This is a genomic window from Escherichia sp. MOD1-EC6162 (assembly GCF_002965125.1).
GTDB lineage: Bacteria > Pseudomonadota > Gammaproteobacteria > Enterobacterales > Enterobacteriaceae > Escherichia > Escherichia marmotae.
The window spans coordinates 201,194-217,713 of record NZ_PTSB01000005.1 but is presented as its reverse complement, the minus strand read 5'-3'; the positions used below and the strand labels follow the sequence as shown (position 1 = coordinate 217,713).

12 protein-coding genes and 1 pseudogene are annotated in these 16,520 nt (G+C 49.2%); 9 read left to right on the top strand and 4 right to left on the bottom strand.

Going from position 1 to position 16,520, the window contains the following annotated elements; all coding sequences use genetic code 11:
- Positions 1–127: pseudogene (locus A9587_RS25515) on the top strand (hypothetical protein); the annotation flags it as partial.
- A gap of 142 nt (positions 128–269) precedes the next feature.
- Here A9587_RS25515 and pflA read toward each other — a convergent pair.
- From pflA to ycaO, 4 genes are all read right to left on the bottom strand, one after another.
- Entirely contained in the window at positions 270–1,010 is a 741-nt protein-coding gene (gene pflA, locus A9587_RS06685; protein WP_000111043.1) for a pyruvate formate lyase 1-activating protein, read from the bottom strand.
- A 191-nt stretch (positions 1,011–1,201) separates the two neighbouring features.
- Complete coding sequence (gene pflB, locus A9587_RS06680) at positions 1,202–3,484, bottom strand: formate C-acetyltransferase (RefSeq protein ID WP_001292821.1); 2,283 nt, start codon at positions 3,482–3,484, stop codon at positions 1,202–1,204.
- Between the two features lie 54 nt (positions 3,485–3,538).
- Positions 3,539–4,396 carry a formate transporter FocA gene (gene focA / locus A9587_RS06675; RefSeq protein ID WP_000642551.1) on the bottom strand — a complete coding sequence of 286 codons (858 nt, stop codon included), beginning with the start codon at positions 4,394–4,396 and terminating at the stop codon, positions 3,539–3,541.
- A gap of 406 nt (positions 4,397–4,802) precedes the next feature.
- Complete coding sequence (gene ycaO, locus A9587_RS06670) at positions 4,803–6,563, bottom strand: 30S ribosomal protein S12 methylthiotransferase accessory factor YcaO (protein WP_001516111.1); 1,761 nt, start codon at positions 6,561–6,563, stop codon at positions 4,803–4,805.
- Positions 6,564–6,692: 129 nt separating this feature from the next.
- On the opposite strand from ycaO, the gene A9587_RS06665 reads away from it, so the two are divergent.
- The 8 genes from A9587_RS06665 to A9587_RS06630 all read left to right on the top strand — a co-directional run bounded on the left by A9587_RS06665 (position 6,693) and on the right by A9587_RS06630 (position 16,513).
- Positions 6,693–7,385: a DUF421 domain-containing protein gene (locus A9587_RS06665; protein ID WP_000642842.1), complete on the top strand. Its 693-nt coding sequence runs from the start codon at positions 6,693–6,695 to the stop codon at positions 7,383–7,385.
- A 197-nt stretch (positions 7,386–7,582) separates the two neighbouring features.
- On the top strand, positions 7,583–8,671 hold the full coding sequence (gene serC / locus A9587_RS06660; protein ID WP_000057146.1) for a 3-phosphoserine/phosphohydroxythreonine transaminase: 1,089 nt from the start codon (positions 7,583–7,585) through the stop codon (positions 8,669–8,671).
- A 71-nt stretch (positions 8,672–8,742) separates the two neighbouring features.
- A complete protein-coding gene (gene aroA, locus A9587_RS06655; RefSeq protein ID WP_105263238.1) occupies positions 8,743–10,026 on the top strand; it encodes a 3-phosphoshikimate 1-carboxyvinyltransferase in 1,284 nt (427 codons plus the stop codon).
- Between the two features lie 168 nt (positions 10,027–10,194).
- Positions 10,195–10,959, top strand: coding sequence for a metallopeptidase YcaL (ycaL, locus tag A9587_RS06650; RefSeq protein WP_016248550.1), 765 nt, complete (start codon positions 10,195–10,197; stop codon positions 10,957–10,959).
- Between the two features lie 172 nt (positions 10,960–11,131).
- On the top strand, positions 11,132–11,815 hold the full coding sequence (cmk, locus tag A9587_RS06645; RefSeq protein WP_001516113.1) for a (d)CMP kinase: 684 nt from the start codon (positions 11,132–11,134) through the stop codon (positions 11,813–11,815).
- Between the two features lie 110 nt (positions 11,816–11,925).
- Entirely contained in the window at positions 11,926–13,599 is a 1,674-nt protein-coding gene (rpsA, locus tag A9587_RS06640; RefSeq protein WP_000140327.1) for a 30S ribosomal protein S1, read from the top strand.
- A 159-nt stretch (positions 13,600–13,758) separates the two neighbouring features.
- Positions 13,759–14,043, top strand: a complete 285-nt coding sequence (gene ihfB, locus A9587_RS06635) for an integration host factor subunit beta (RefSeq protein WP_000167336.1) — start codon at positions 13,759–13,761, stop codon at positions 14,041–14,043.
- Between the two features lie 205 nt (positions 14,044–14,248).
- Positions 14,249–16,513 carry a ComEC family protein gene (locus A9587_RS06630; protein ID WP_105263239.1) on the top strand — a complete coding sequence of 755 codons (2,265 nt, stop codon included), beginning with the start codon at positions 14,249–14,251 and terminating at the stop codon, positions 16,511–16,513.
- Positions 16,514–16,520 lie beyond the last annotated feature (7 nt).

Here is a 16,520-nt window from a genome sequence, read left to right as displayed (position 1 = left end):
CGATATCCAGCAGGCGAAAGATTATGCGCCCAGCCATTTCCTGCTCTATGTACGGTATTCCGCCGCCGGATGGCAGGGCGACATGGATTTACCGCCGCAGCCGCTGATACCTTACGCCGACTGGTAACGAGCTAGAATCAGAAGATTACGACGCGGAAATTAAGTCGAGCAAGCCAGCGTTGAGAATGCTCCTAACGCTGGCTTACTGATTATCACTAACAGGAGGGGAGCCAAAATTGCAGGGCGAAATTCAACCTGCACGTGATGTTTTAGAACATCACTTTATGACCATACTGCTCAAGAATGCCTTTCACGCGCTCCATGGTCTCTTTCTTCGGTGGTTTCACGCCATCGAGTTTGTACTCTTCGCCCATCGCCACCCATTTGTGTTTGCCCAGCTCATGGTAGGGGAGGAGTTCGATTTTTTCGACGTTACCCATATCACGGGTAAATTCACCAAGACGGTGGGCGGAATCGTCGTCGTCAGACCAGCCAGGTACTACGACATAACGGATCCAGACTTTCACATTTTTGTTCGCCAGATATTTGGCAAACTCCAGCGTTCGGTGGTTGGAAACGCCTACCAGATTTTGGTGGATCTCGTCGTTCATTTGTTTGAGATCAAGCATTACCAGGTCGGTTACTTCCAGCAGTTCATCAATCACCGGATCGTAACGACGAACAAAACCGTTGGTGTCCAGACAGGTATGAATGCCTTCTTTTTTGCAGGCGCGGAACCAGTCACGAACAAACTCAGCTTGCAGAATTGCTTCGCCGCCAGATGCGGTAACGCCGCCACCTGAAGCGTTCATAAAGTGGCGATAGGTCACCACCTCTTTCATTAAATCTTCAACGGTAACTTCTTTACCGCCATGCGTGTCCCAGGTGTCGCGGTTATGACAATACAGGCAGCGCATCAGGCAGCCCTGGAAAAAGGTGATAAAGCGAATACCCGGGCCGTCTACGGTTCCACAGGATTCAAAGGAGTGAATGCGACCAATAACTGACATTGCGGTGTTTCTCCAGATGTGGCCCATCTGAGGCCGTGTTGGTGCGCAGCTCGAAGGCTACGTCGAGTCTGTTTTGGCAGTCACCTTAAAGTATAGATAGCTGACAAAAAAGGCTCTCTTGCTAAAAAAGGCCCCACTTTCGTGGAGCCTTTATTGTACGCTTTTTACAGTACGATTTCAGTCAAATCTAATTACATAGATTGAGTGAAGGTACGAGTAATAACGTCCTGCTGCTGTTCTTTAGTCAGCGAGTTGAAACGTACTGCGTAGCCAGATACACGGATGGTCAACTGCGGATATTTTTCCGGGTTTTCCATTGCGTCGAGCAGCATTTCACGGTTCATCACGTTTACGTTCAGGTGCTGACCACCTTCGATGGACGCTTCGTGGTGGAAGTAACCATCCATCAGACCAGCCAGGTTGGTCTTACGAACTTCGTCGTCTTTACCCAGTGCGTTCGGAACGATAGAGAAGGTGTAAGAGATACCATCTTTAGCGTAAGCGAACGGCAGTTTAGCAACGGAAGTCAGAGAAGCTACAGCACCTTTCTGGTCACGACCGTGCATCGGGTTAGCACCCGGTCCGAACGGTGCGCCAGCACGACGACCGTCTGGGGTGTTACCGGTTTTCTTACCATACACAACGTTAGAAGTGATGGTCAGAACAGACTGAGTCGGGATAGCGTCACGGTAGGTGTGCAGTTTCTGAATTTTCTTCATGAAACGTTCTACCAGATCAACAGCCAGGTCATCTACACGCGGATCGTTGTTACCAAACTGCGGGTATTCGCCTTCGATTTCGAAGTCGATAGCCAGACCGTCTTCGTCACGAATCGGTTTAACTTTCGCATATTTGATTGCAGACAGGGAGTCAGCAGCAACGGACAGACCAGCGATACCACACGCCATGGTGCGGATAACGTCACGGTCGTGCAGCGCCATCAGAGCGGCTTCGTAGCTGTACTTGTCGTGCATGTAGTGGATGATGTTCAGTGCAGTGATGTACTGTTTAGCCAGCCAGTCCATGAAGTGATCCATGCGCTCCATCACTTCATCGTAGTTCAGGACGTCGCCTTTGATCGGTTCAGATTTCGGACCAACCTGCATTTTCAGTTTTTCGTCAACGCCGCCGTTGATTGCGTACAGCATGGTTTTCGCCAGGTTTGCACGCGCACCGAAGAACTGCATTTGTTTACCAACGATCATCGGGCTTACGCAGCAAGCGATAGCATAGTCATCGTTGTTGAAGTCCGGACGCATCAGGTCATCGTTCTCATACTGCAGAGAAGAGGTGTCGATGGACACTTTAGCGGCGAATTTCTTGAAGTTCAGCGGCAGTTTTTCAGACCACAGAATGGTCATGTTCGGTTCCGGAGACGGACCCATGGTGTACAGGGTGTTCAGGAAACGGAAGCTGTTTTTGGTAACCAGCGTACGACCGTCGAGACCCATACCACCGATAGATTCGGTTGCCCAAATCGGGTCACCAGAGAACAGTTCATCGTACTCCGGAGTACGCAGGAAGCGAACCATACGCAGTTTCATGACCAGGTGGTCAACCATTTCCTGCGCTTCTTGTTCGGTGATTTTACCAGCTTTCAGGTCACGTTCGATGTACACGTCCAGGAAGGTGGAGGTACGACCGAAGGACATTGCAGCACCGTTCTGAGACTTAACAGCAGCCAGGTAGCCGAAGTAAGTCCACTGGATAGCTTCCTGAGCATTGGTAGCCGGACCAGAGATGTCGTAGCCGTATTTAGCAGCCATTTCTTTCATCTGACCCAGAGCGCGGTGCTGTTCAGCGATTTCTTCGCGCAGACGAATGGTCTGTTCCAGGTTTACGCCGTTTTCCAGATCAGCCTGCAGAGAGGTGAACTGTGCCAGTTTATCTTTCATCAGGTAGTCGATACCGTACAGCGCAACGCGACGGTAGTCACCGATGATACGACCACGGCCATAAGCATCTGGCAGACCGGTCAGAACACCGGATTTACGGCAACGCAGGATGTCCGGAGTGTAAACGTCGAACACGCCCTGGTTGTGAGTTTTACGGTATTCAGTGAAGATTTTTTTGATCATCGGATCCAGTTCGCGGTTGTACGCTTTGCAGGAACCTTCGATCATTTTGATACCACCGAACGGGATAAGAGCACGTTTCAGCGGAGCTTCAGTCTGCAGACCAACGATTTTCTCAAGCTGCTTGTTGATGTAGCCAGCGTCGTGAGAGGTGATGGTGGAAGCAACAGCGGTGTCAAAGTCAACTGGCGCGTGAGTGCGGTTTTCCAGTTTAACGCCTTCCATTACTTTGTCCCACAGGGTAGTGGTCGCTTCAGTAGCGCCAGCCAGGAAGGACTCGTCACCCTCGTACGGAGTGTAGTTTTTCTGAATGAAGTCACGGACGTTTACTTCATTCTGCCAGTCACCTTTGGTAAAACCTTCCCAGGCTGTGGCTAACTTTTCATTAAGCTCGGACATGTAACACCTACCTTCTTAAGTGGATTTTTTATTTACTGCGTACTTCGACAGCCATTAATGGTTGTCGTTTTCACGCAGGTAAATGACCCAGTATGTCAACCCAACCAACAAACCACCGCCGATAATATTGCCGATCGTAACCGGAATCAGGTTATCAGTGATGAAGTTCATCACGGTCAGGTGAGAAAAATTTTCCGGTGCTGAACCGACAGCGGTCCAGAATTCCGGTGTAGCGAAGTCGCGGATTACAATACCCATCGGGATCATAAACATGTTTGCGATACTGTGCTCAAAACCGCTGGCAACAAACATCGCGACCGGCAGCACCATGATAAACGCTTTGTCCATCAGGCTGCGGCCAGAATAGCTCATCCATACCGCCAGGCATACCATCAGGTTAGCCAGGATGCCGAGGCAGACGGCCTCAATAAAAGTATGGTGCACTTTGTGGTCGGCGGTTTGTAGGACGTTCAGCCCCCATTGACCATTGGCGGTCATATACTCGCCGGAAAGCCACATTAAAAGTACAAATAACAACGCGCCGACCAGGTTGCCAAAATAGACATTCAGCCAGTTTTTCGCCAACTGGCCCCAGGTGATACGCCCACTCGCCTTGGCAACAACAATCAACACGGTAGAAGTAAAGAGATCGGCACCGCAGACAACACAAAGAATCAGCCCCAGAGAGAAGCAAATGCCGCCAACCAGTTTTGCCATGCCGAAGGGCATTGTGCCTGTGCCAGTGGTTGCTGTGATATAGAAGACGAATGCGATTGAGATGAAAACACCGGCGGTAATCGCCAGATAGAAAGTCTTAAGCGGATGTTTCGTTGCTTTATAGACACCTGCCTCTTCGGCCACTTTGGCCATTGCTGCAGGAAGTAAAAGATCAAAAGGGTTGTCAGCTTTCACACTAACTCTCTCTTTATTAAGTCGGCGACGAGATACTAACAAAGCATTATAGATGAGAAATTGATATAGATCATATCTCGCCTGGCTTATAGGCCCGTAAGTCGCATGGTTTTTATGCAAATACGGAGTAAGTATTTGATTATCCAAATAAAAATAAATTTTAAAAATTAACAAATGAGTTGAATTTTTTCCGCATCCTCCGCTAAAACAGTTAATTAAAAGGGGGGCATCAGGCAAATAAAGTAACAATATCGATCGTATTTATTAAATATAAATTACCGATATTTAACTTTATAATTACAATTATTTTATTAATGCAAATATATGTAAAGCGGGGCATTAAAAAAACGCCCCGTAATATAACTCAGACTAATCATTAAGCCTACATTGCGTAGGCTATTTGATTTTATTTTGTCCAGAATGCCGCTTTGGCGTGTTGCAGTTTTTCGTAAGCTTTCAGCAGTGACTGATGTGCGGCAAACGCATGTAGATCGTTGTCTACCGGTTGCAGGCCATAAAACGCGGCTTCGCCACTCATGGCTGCGCTGGCAGCTTCTACCGCATCAGCACCGTACATGCGAACAAACGCGTTCAGATATTGCAGTGGCTGACGATCTTCTTCCTGAGCAAGCAGCAGTAAGGTTTGCAGGCAGCGATAATAGTTCGCGCGCTCCGGGCTGAACACCGATGAGTTAAACTCCATCGTCCATTCGGTCCAGACCAGAGCCTGTTCCAGGTCGCCACCAGCCAGCGCCAGCATGGCTTTCAGTTCACCGATACGCAGGGTATACCAGCCGTTGTCCGACCCCGTTGCCAGACCCAGCAGCTCACGTACGCGGGTAAAATCGTCAAAACCTTCTTCATCCAGTTGCTCGATGAGGTTCAGGTAATCTTCTTTTTCCCATTCACTGCCTGGCAGCGACAGAATCGTTTCTCGTAAATGGCTGCCCATACTGTTATTCGCCATCCACAAATCTTCTGCCGGATAAATATCGGACATGCCCGGCACGATAATACGGCAAGCGTAGACACCCAGATGCTCATAATCAGCAATATAAACGTCTTTACCTTCCTTATTGAAGATAGCCATTAGCGTGGCGAACTCTTCTTCAGTGGTGCCGGAGAAATTCCAGTCGACAAACGGATAATCGGCATCCTGCTTGAACAGATCCCAGGAGATCAAACCGCTGGAATCAATAAAGTGCGTTTCGAGGTTGGTATGTTCAGCTACTTCTTCATCGTCGAAGGTTGGCGGAGTAAATACATCCAGGTCCTTCAAACTGCGGCCCTGCAGCAGTTCAGTCACGGTACGTTCCAGTGCAACGCCAAAATCAGGATGTGCGCCGAAAGAGGCAAAGCAAGTGCCGTTAGCCGGGTTGAACAGTACCACGCAGATCACCGGATACTGACCGCCAAGCGAACCATCATAAGCAAAGATTGGGAAACCTTCCGCTTCCAGCGTTTCGATGGCTTCAACCACCGCCGGATAACGTGCCAGCACATCAGCCGGGATCTCTGGCAGGCTGATGCTTTCAGCGATGATGCGGTTTTTCACATAGCGTTCAAAAACTTCGGATAATCCCTGGACGCGCGCTTCGTTGCGGGTATTACCAGCGGACATACCGTTGGAAACATACAGGTTACCGATAATATTCATCGGAATATAAACGGTTTGATTGTCGGACTGGCGAGTAAACGGCAGGCCGCAAATACCGCGATCTTCATTACCGGATTGCAGATCAATCAGCATACTGCCGGTCAGTTCATTCTCCGGGTCGTAAAATGCCCTCAGACGGTCATCAAGCAGGCCTTCCGGCACATCGTCGTTTTCGGTCAGTGGGAACCATTTTTCGTTGGGATAATGCACGAACGGGCCGTTGGCGATGGTTTCGCCCAGCCAGAAATCAGCAAAAAAGTAGTTAGTAGAGAGACGCTCGAAATATTCACCGAGGGCAGAAGCCAGCGCCGCCTTTTTGGTTGCGCCTTTACCGTTGGTAAAACATAGCGCGCACTCTTTATCGCGGATGTGTACAGACCAGACGTTAGGCACCGGATTCAGCCAGGAAGCTTCTTCAATTTGAAAACCGAGGTCGGAGAGTTTTTGCTGGAAGCGAGCGATGGAATCTTCCAGAGCGGCATCTTTGCCGGGGATAAATGTTTGTGTCATGAAAATCACTTTAGTCGTACGGAAAGCGCGCAATAATACGGGTTTTATCTCAAAGGCGCTATCACCGCCGCCATGCCAATGAACTGTTGACTATGCTTTTAGTGGATAAACCACGATAAGAGCATAAAAATGAAGGCGTTCGATCTCCACCGTATGGCATTCGATAAAGTGCCTTTTGATTTCCTTGGCGAAGTTGCCCTACGCAGTCTCTATACCTTTGTGTTGGTCTTTCTGTTCCTCAAAATGACCGGAAGACGCGGCGTGCGGCAAATGTCGCTGTTTGAAGTGTTAATCATTTTGACACTAGGATCGGCGGCTGGGGATGTGGCATTTTATGACGATGTGCCGATGATCCCGGTACTTATTGTCTTTATTACTCTGGCGTTGTTATATCGCTTGGTGATGTGGTCGATGGCGCACAGTGAAAAACTGGAAGATCTGTTGGAGGGTAAGCCGGTTGTCATTATTGAAGATGGTGAGCTGGCCTGGTCGAAACTTAATAACTCCAACATGACGGAATTTGAGTTTTTTATGGAGCTACGGTTGCGTGGTGTGGAACAACTGGGACAGGTTCGTCTGGCTATTCTTGAAACCAACGGGCAAATCAGCGTCTATTTCTTTGAAGATGAAAAGGTGAAACCGGGATTACTTATTTTACCCAGTGATTGTACTCAGCGTTATAAAGTGGTGCCGGAGTCGGCGGACTACGCCTGTATCCGTTGCAGTGAAATCATTCATATGGAAGCAGGTGAAAAACAATTATGTCCCCGCTGTGCAAATCCAGAATGGACGAAGGCAAGTCGGGTAAAACGGGTGACCTGACAGCAAAAACAGCGGCTTTTTGACTAGAATCCGAGATATTCTGTTGTGTGACGTGGACCACATTTTTACCCGCAACAGTTTTACCCATTGCGACGCGCGTCACTGAATGATAAAACCGATAGTCACAGGCATAACGTATTACCCAGGGTCGCAATCGATTACCGTGGGTCAATGACAACGCAACGTGGTGAGGGGAAATGGCTCAAATCTTCAATTTTAGTTCTGGTCCGGCAATGCTACCGGCAGAGGTGCTTAAACAGGCTCAACAGGAACTGCGCGACTGGAACGGTCTTGGTACGTCGGTGATGGAAGTGAGCCACCGCGGCAAAGAATTCATTCAGGTTGCAGAGGAAGCCGAGAAGGATTTTCGCGATCTTCTTAACGTCCCCTCCAACTATAAAGTATTGTTCTGCCATGGTGGCGGTCGGGGTCAGTTTGCGGCTGTACCGCTGAATATTCTCGGTGATAAAACCACTGCAGATTATGTTGATGCCGGCTACTGGGCGGCAAGCGCCATCAAAGAAGCGAAAAAATACTGCACGCCAAATGTGTTTGACGCCAAAGTGACTGTTGATGGTTTGCGCGCGGTTAAGCCAATGCGTGAATGGCAACTCTCTGATAATGCTGCTTATATGCATTATTGCCCGAATGAAACTATCGATGGTATTGCCATCGATGAAACGCCAGACTTTGGTAAAGATGTGGTAGTCGCTGCCGATTTCTCTTCAACGATTCTTTCCCGCCCGATTGATGTCAGCCGCTACGGCGTGATTTACGCTGGCGCGCAGAAAAATATCGGCCCGGCTGGCCTGACGATCGTCATCGTTCGCGAAGACTTACTGGGTAAAGCGAATATCGCATGCCCGTCGATTCTGGATTACTCCATCCTTAACGATAACGATTCCATGTTTAATACGCCGCCGACCTTTGCCTGGTACTTATCTGGCCTGGTCTTCAAATGGCTGAAAGCGAACGGCGGTGTGGCTGCAATGGACAACATCAATCAGCAAAAAGCAGAACTGCTGTATGGCGTAATAGATAACAGCGATTTCTATCGTAATGATGTCGCAAAAGATAACCGTTCGCGGATGAATGTGCCGTTCCAGTTGGCGGACAGTGCGCTTGACAAGTTGTTCCTCGAAGAGTCTTTCGCTGCGGGCCTTCATGCGTTGAAAGGTCACCGTGTGGTCGGCGGAATGCGCGCGTCTATTTATAATGCCATGCCGCTGGAAGGTGTTAAAGCGCTGACAGACTTCATGGTTGAGTTCGAACGCCGTCACGGCTAATGCCGAAATTTTGCTTAATCCCCCACAGCCAGACTGTGGGGTTTTTATTTCTGTTGTAGAGAGTTGAGTTCATGGAATCCCTGACGTTACAACCCATCGCCCGAGTTGATGGCACCATTAATCTGCCCGGTTCCAAGAGCGTTTCTAACCGCGCTTTATTGCTGGCGGCATTAGCACACGGCAAAACCGTATTAACCAATCTGCTGGATAGCGACGATGTTCGCCATATGCTGAATGCACTGCAGGCGTTGGGGGTGAGCTATACGCTTTCTGCTGATCGTACGCGTTGCGAAATTATCGGTAACGGCGGTCCATTACACGCAGAAAGTGCGCTGGAGTTATTTCTCGGTAATGCGGGGACAGCGATGCGTCCTCTGGCGGCGGCACTTTGTCTGGGAAGCAATAATATTGTCCTGACCGGTGAACCGCGTATGAAAGAACGCCCGATCGGTCATCTGGTCGATGCGCTGCGCCAGGGCGGGGCAAAAATCGCTTTCCTGGAACAAGAAAATTATCCACCGTTGCGTTTACAGGGTGGTTTTACTGGTGGCAATGTCGAAGTTGATGGCTCTGTTTCCAGTCAGTTCCTCACCGCACTATTAATGACCGCACCGCTTGCGCCGGAAGATACGGTTATTCGGATTAAAGGTGATCTGGTTTCTAAACCTTATATCGATATCACGCTCAACCTGATGAAGACGTTTGGTGTTGAGATTGAAAATAAGCAATATCAACAATTTGTAGTAAAAGGCGGTCAATCTTATCAGTCACCGGGCCACTATTTAGTGGAAGGGGATGCATCCTCGGCGTCTTACTTTCTCGCTGCAGCAGCGATTAAAGGCGGTACGGTAAAAGTGACTGGCATTGGACGCAACAGTATGCAGGGTGATATTCGCTTTGCTGACGTACTGGAAAAAATGGGGGCGACCATTAGCTGGGGCGATGATTATATTGCCTGCACGCGTGGTGAACTGAACGCTATCGACATGGATATGAACCATATTCCCGATGCGGCGATGACTATCGCTACGACGGCGCTATTTGCTAAAGGCACTACCACGCTGCGCAATATTTATAACTGGCGCGTTAAAGAGACGGATCGTCTGTTTGCGATGGCGACCGAATTACGTAAGGTCGGCGCAGAAGTGGAAGAGGGATATGATTTCATTCGCATTACGCCGCCAGAAAAACTGAAATTTGCCGGGATCGCCACTTATAACGATCACCGAATGGCAATGTGTTTCTCGCTGGTAGCATTGTCAGATACGCCGGTGACGATTCTTGATCCTAAATGTACGGCTAAAACATTCCCGGATTACTTCGAGCAACTGGAACGTATTAGCCAACCAGCCTGAACGAATATCAGGCAATAAATAGACAGATCTTTCTTTATCAAAACGTCGGTTTATTGTCGGTGTTTTTTTTCGGACATTGTGAGCCATTCGTATTAATGGTAGCGTTAGTTGTCAATGTAAGTTGTTGATACATAATATTTATGTATGATTAATCAACGGATGATTCACATGAAGAATACTAAATTACTGCTGGCGATTGCGGCCTCTGCAGCATTACTGACAGGGTGTCAGAATACGCACGGTATTAATACCGATCTGGCTATCAGCTCCGGTTTAAATGCCTATAAAGCTGTAACGTTAAGCGATGCCGATGCAAAAGCGATTGCCAATCAGGGTTGTGTCGAAATGGACAGCGGCAACAAAGTCGCTAGCAAATCCAGCAAGTACGGTAAACGTCTGGCAAAAATCGCCAAAGCATTGGGTAGCAATATTAACGGTACGCCGGTCAACTATAAGGTATATATGACCAGCGACGTTAACGCATGGGCGATGGCAAACGGCTGTGTTCGTGTCTACAGTGGCCTGATGGACATGATGAACGACAATGAAATTGAAGGCGTTCTGGGCCATGAATTGGGGCACGTTGCATTGGGTCACTCGCTGGCTGAAATGAAAGCCTCTTATGCGATTGTTGCCGCACGTGATGCGATTTCCGCAACCAGCGGTGTGGCTTCTCAGCTTTCCCGTTCACAATTAGGCGATATCGCAGAAGGCGCTATCAATGCTAAGTACTCCCGCGATAAAGAGTCCGAAGCAGATGATTTCTCCTTTGATCTGCTGAAGAAACGTGGCATCAACACCCAGGGACTGGTCGGTAGCTTTGAAAAACTGGCCAGCCTGGATGGCGGTCGTACCCAGTCTATGTTTGACTCTCATCCACCATCAACAGAGCGTGCACAACACATCCGTGACCGTATCGCCTCTGGTAAGTAAATCATTGTCATCTTTCGGGCTGGTCTTTCGCCAGCCCGCTATAATTGCGCAATAAATCCCCATCTGAATACAGACAAAACTGGTTTTTGCACACAACGTTAACGATTTGTGGCGCTGGCGCGTATAATGCGCGCGGTTATGTTAACGGTACGCCTGTTTTAAGGAGATAAAGATGACGGCAATTGCCCCGGTTATTACCATTGATGGCCCAAGCGGTGCAGGGAAAGGCACTTTGTGTAAGGCTATGGCGGAAGCGTTGCAATGGCATCTGCTGGACTCGGGTGCAATTTATCGCGTACTGGCACTGGCGGCATTACATCACCATGTTGATGTGGCGTCGGAAGATGCTCTGGTGCCACTGGCATCCCACCTGGATGTACGTTTTGTATCGACCAATGGCAATCTGGAAGTGATCCTCGAAGGGGAAGATGTCAGTGGTGAAATTCGCACCCAGGAAGTGGCGAATGCCGCTTCACAAGTCGCGGCATTTCCCCGTGTTCGCGAAGCATTATTGCGTCGCCAACGCGCATTTCGCGAATTACCTGGCCTGATTGCCGATGGCCGCGATATGGGAACGGTGGTATTCCCTGATGCACCAGTGAAAATTTTCCTTGACGCCTCCTCAGAAGAACGTGCACATCGCCGCATGCTACAGTTGCAGGAGAAGGGCTTTAGTGTTAACTTTGAGCGCCTTTTGGCCGAGATCAAAGAACGCGACGACCGCGATCGTAATCGCGCGGTAGCGCCGTTGGTTCCGGCAGCCGATGCTTTAGTGTTGGATTCCACCTCCTTAAGCATTGAGCAAGTGATTGAAAAAGCGTTACACTACGCGCGCCAAAAATTGGCTCTCGCATAAGCGACCGAATTTGCAGTACCCCCGCTGCAATGGAATGACAGCGGGTATGTTAAACAACCCCATCCGGCACGGAGCCAGGTGGACGTTAAATATAAACCTGAAGATTAAACATGACTGAATCTTTTGCTCAACTCTTTGAAGAGTCCTTAAAAGAAATCGAAACCCGCCCGGGTTCTATCGTTCGTGGCGTTGTTGTTGCTATCGACAAAGATGTAGTACTGGTTGACGCTGGTCTGAAATCTGAGTCTGCCATCCCGGCTGAGCAGTTCAAAAACGCCCAGGGCGAGCTGGAAATCCAGGTAGGTGACGAAGTTGACGTTGCTCTGGACGCAGTAGAAGACGGCTTCGGTGAAACTCTGCTGTCCCGTGAGAAAGCTAAACGTCACGAAGCCTGGATCACGCTGGAAAAAGCTTACGAAGATGCTGAAACTGTTACCGGTGTTATCAACGGCAAAGTTAAGGGCGGCTTCACTGTTGAGCTGAACGGTATTCGTGCGTTCCTGCCAGGTTCTCTGGTAGATGTTCGTCCGGTGCGTGACACTCTGCACCTGGAAGGCAAAGAGCTTGAATTCAAAGTAATCAAGCTGGATCAGAAGCGCAACAACGTTGTTGTTTCTCGTCGTGCCGTTATCGAATCCGAAAACAGCGCAGAGCGCGATCAACTGCTGGAAAACCTGCAGGAAGGCATGGAAGTTAAAGGTATCGTTAAGAACCTCACTGACTACGGTGCATTCGTTGATCTGGGCGGCGTTGACGGCCTGCTGCACATCACTGACATGGCCTGGAAACGCGTTAAGCATCCGAGCGAAATCGTCAACGTGGGCGACGAAATCACTGTTAAAGTGCTGAAGTTCGACCGCGAACGTACCCGTGTATCCCTGGGCCTGAAACAACTGGGCGAAGATCCGTGGGTAGCTATCGCTAAACGTTATCCGGAAGGTACTAAACTGACTGGTCGCGTAACCAACCTGACCGACTACGGCTGCTTCGTTGAAATCGAAGAAGGCGTTGAAGGCCTGGTACACGTTTCCGAAATGGATTGGACCAACAAAAACATCCACCCGTCCAAAGTTGTTAACGTTGGCGATGTAGTGGAAGTTATGGTTCTGGATATCGACGAAGAACGTCGTCGTATCTCCCTGGGTCTGAAACAGTGCAAAGCTAACCCGTGGCAGCAGTTCGCGGAAACCCACAACAAGGGTGACCGTGTTGAAGGTAAAATCAAGTCTATCACTGACTTCGGTATCTTCATCGGCCTGGACGGCGGCATCGATGGCTTGGTTCACCTGTCTGACATCTCCTGGAACGTTGCAGGCGAAGAAGCAGTTCGTGAATACAAAAAAGGCGACGAAATCGCTGCAGTTGTTCTGCAGGTTGACGCAGAACGTGAACGTATCTCCCTGGGCGTTAAGCAGCTCGCAGAAGATCCGTTCAACAACTGGGTTGCTCTGAACAAGAAAGGCGCTATCGTAACCGGTAAAGTAACTGCAGTTGACGCTAAAGGCGCAACCGTAGAACTGGCTGACGGCGTTGAAGGTTACCTGCGTGCTTCTGAAGCATCCCGTGACCGCGTTGAAGATGCTACCCTGGTTCTGAGCGTTGGCGACGAAGTTGAAGCTAAATTCACTGGCGTTGATCGTAAAAACCGCGCAATCAGCCTGTCTGTTCGTGCGAAAGACGAAGCTGACGAGAAAGATGCAATCGCAACTGTTAACAAACAGGAAGATGCAAACTTCTCCAACAACGCAATGGCTGAAGCTTTCAAAGCAGCTAAAGGCGAGTAATTCTCTGACTCTTCGGGATTTTTATTCCGAAGTTTGTTGAGTTTACTTGACAGATTGCAGGTTTCGTCCTGTAATCAAGCACTAAGGGCGGCTACGGCCGCCCTTAATCAATGCAGCAACAGCAGCCGCTAAATTTGCCTTTAAGGAACCGGAGGAATCATGACCAAGTCAGAATTGATAGAAAGACTTGCCACCCAGCAATCGCACATTCCCGCCAAGACGGTTGAAGATGCAGTAAAAGAGATGCTGGAGCATATGGCCTCGACTCTTGCGCAGGGCGAGCGTATTGAAATCCGCGGTTTCGGCAGTTTCTCTTTGCACTACCGCGCACCTCGTACCGGACGTAATCCGAAAACTGGCGATAAAGTAGAACTGGAAGGAAAATACGTTCCTCACTTTAAACCAGGTAAAGAACTGCGCGATCGCGCCAATATTTACGGTTGAGTTTTTACACAGACTTGAACGCGAAAAAAGCACCTGCCGGGTGCTTTTTTCATTTCTGTAATCTGAATCTGGAAGATGCCTCGCAGAGTTGTGTACAGTTTTCATCTTCCTGTTAAATTCTTCTGAACGCGCCTCGGGTAAAGCAAAACACCCACCAGACAACTGCCGAACAAAGTTGCACACTTTCCAAAACAGGGAGGGGTGCATGAAAGTAACGACGATCAGCGTATGCGTAATTTGTGGGATTTTTCCACTGCTGGTATTACCGCAACTACCCGGGACGTTAGCCACTGCAGTTCTTACAACTTTCGCCTGCGTACTGGCATTTATTCCTGTTAAAGCTGTTCGTTATTTCACGCTGATATTGCTGTTTTTTCTTTGGGGCGTACTGGCGGCGAAGCAAGTTATGTGGGTAGGAGAAGCCTTAGCTGGTGCGACGCAGGATGCAATCGTCGAGATTACTGCCACTGATGGCATGACCACTCATTACGCTCAAATTACCCACTTACAAGGCCGACGTCTTTTCCCTGCGCCAGGCATCGTGCTGTATGGCGAATATCTGCCGCAAGCAGTTTGTGCCGGACAACAATGGTCAATGAAACTCAACGCTCGTGCGGTTCACGGCCAGCTTAATGATGGCGGCTTTGACAGCCAGCGTTATGCCATTGCCCAGCATCAGCCGCTCACCGGGCGCTTTCTGCAGGCAAGCGTCATTGAAGCGAGTTGTAGTCTGCGAGCGCAATATCTGGCCTCTTTACAAACGTCTCTGCAACCCTATCCGTGGAAAACGGTCATTCTTGGTTTAGGTATGGGTGAACGGTTATCTGTACCCAGAGAAATCAAAAATATTATGCGCAATACCGGTACAGCGCATTTAATGGCGATATCGGGATTACACATTGCTTTTGTGGCATTACTGGCGGCAGGGCTTATTCGCAGTGGGCAAATTTTCCTTCCTGGGCGTTGGATCCATTGGCAGATACCATTAATTGGCGGAATTTGCTGTGCTGCTTTTTATGCATGGTTGACTGGTATGCAACCTCCCGCATTGCGTACCGTAGTGGCGCTTGCAACGTGGGGAATGCTTAAGTTAAGTGGTCGACAATGGAGTGGCTGGGATGTGTGGATATGCTGCCTTGCAGTAATATTGCTGATGGACCCTGTTGCCATTCTCTCGCAAAGCTTGTGGCTCTCTGCCGCCGCGGTGGCGGCGCTTATTTTTTGGTATCAGTGGTTTCCCTGTCCGGTATGGTCGCTGCCACCTGCAGTGCGTGCGATGGTTTCTCTCATCCATCTGCAACTGGGAATAACGCTCCTGTTAATGCCTGTACAAATCGTCATATTTCATGGCATTAGCCTGACCTCGTTTATAGCAAATCTATTTGCCATTCCTTTAGTGACATTTATTACTGTTCCGTTGACGCTTGCCGCGATGATCGTGCATTTAAGCGGACCATTAATTGTGGAGCAAGGATTATGGTTGCTTGTCGACAGGTCTTTGGCTTTACTTTTCTGGGGGTTAAAGAGTTTGCCGGAAGGATGGATCAACATTGCTGAACGTTGGCAATGGCTATCATTTTCTCCCTGGTTATTGTTGATAGTATGGCGACTAAACGTATGGCGAACACTGCCAGTGGTGTGTGTGGCTGGAGGCATTATGATGTGCTGGCCGCTGTGGCAAAAACCACAGCCCGACGAGTGGCAGGTGTATATGCTTGATGTCGGCCAGGGACTGGCAATGGTGATTGCGAGAAATGGCAAAGCGATTCTCTATGATACGGGACTTGCCTGGCCGGAGGGCGACAGCGGGCAACAAATTATTATCCCCTGGCTACGCTGGCATAACCTTGAACCGGAAGGCGTCATTCTTAGCCATGAACATCTGGATCATCGGGGAGGACTGGACTCGATATTACGTACCTGGCCGACGTTATGGGTCAGAAGTCCTTTAAATGGGGAGCATCATCAGCCCTGTGTGCGTGGCGAAGCGTGGCAGTGGCAAGGATTACGTTTTAGTGTGCACTGGCCTTTACAAGGTAGCAACGATAAAGGAAATAACCATTCCTGTGTGGTTAAGGTTGATGACGGAATGTATAGCATTCTTTTAACTGGTGATATTGAAGCACTAGCTGAACAAAAAATGCTAAGTCGTTACTGGCAGCATGTGCAGGCGACATTACTTCAGGTGCCCCATCACGGTAGTAATACCTCATCATCATTGCCATTAATTCAGCGTGTGAATGGAAAAGTGGCACTGGCATCGGCATCGCGCTATAACGCGTGGCGACTACCCTCCAGTAAAGTTAAAAGACGCTATCAACTTCAGGGATATCAATGGGTTGACACCCCTCATCAGGGGCAAATAACCGTCGATTTTTCAGCGCAAGGTTGGCAGGTACGCAGCCTAAGGGAGCAAATTTTACCTCGTTGGTATCATCAGTGGTTTGGCGTGCCAGTGGATAACGGGTAGAATATGC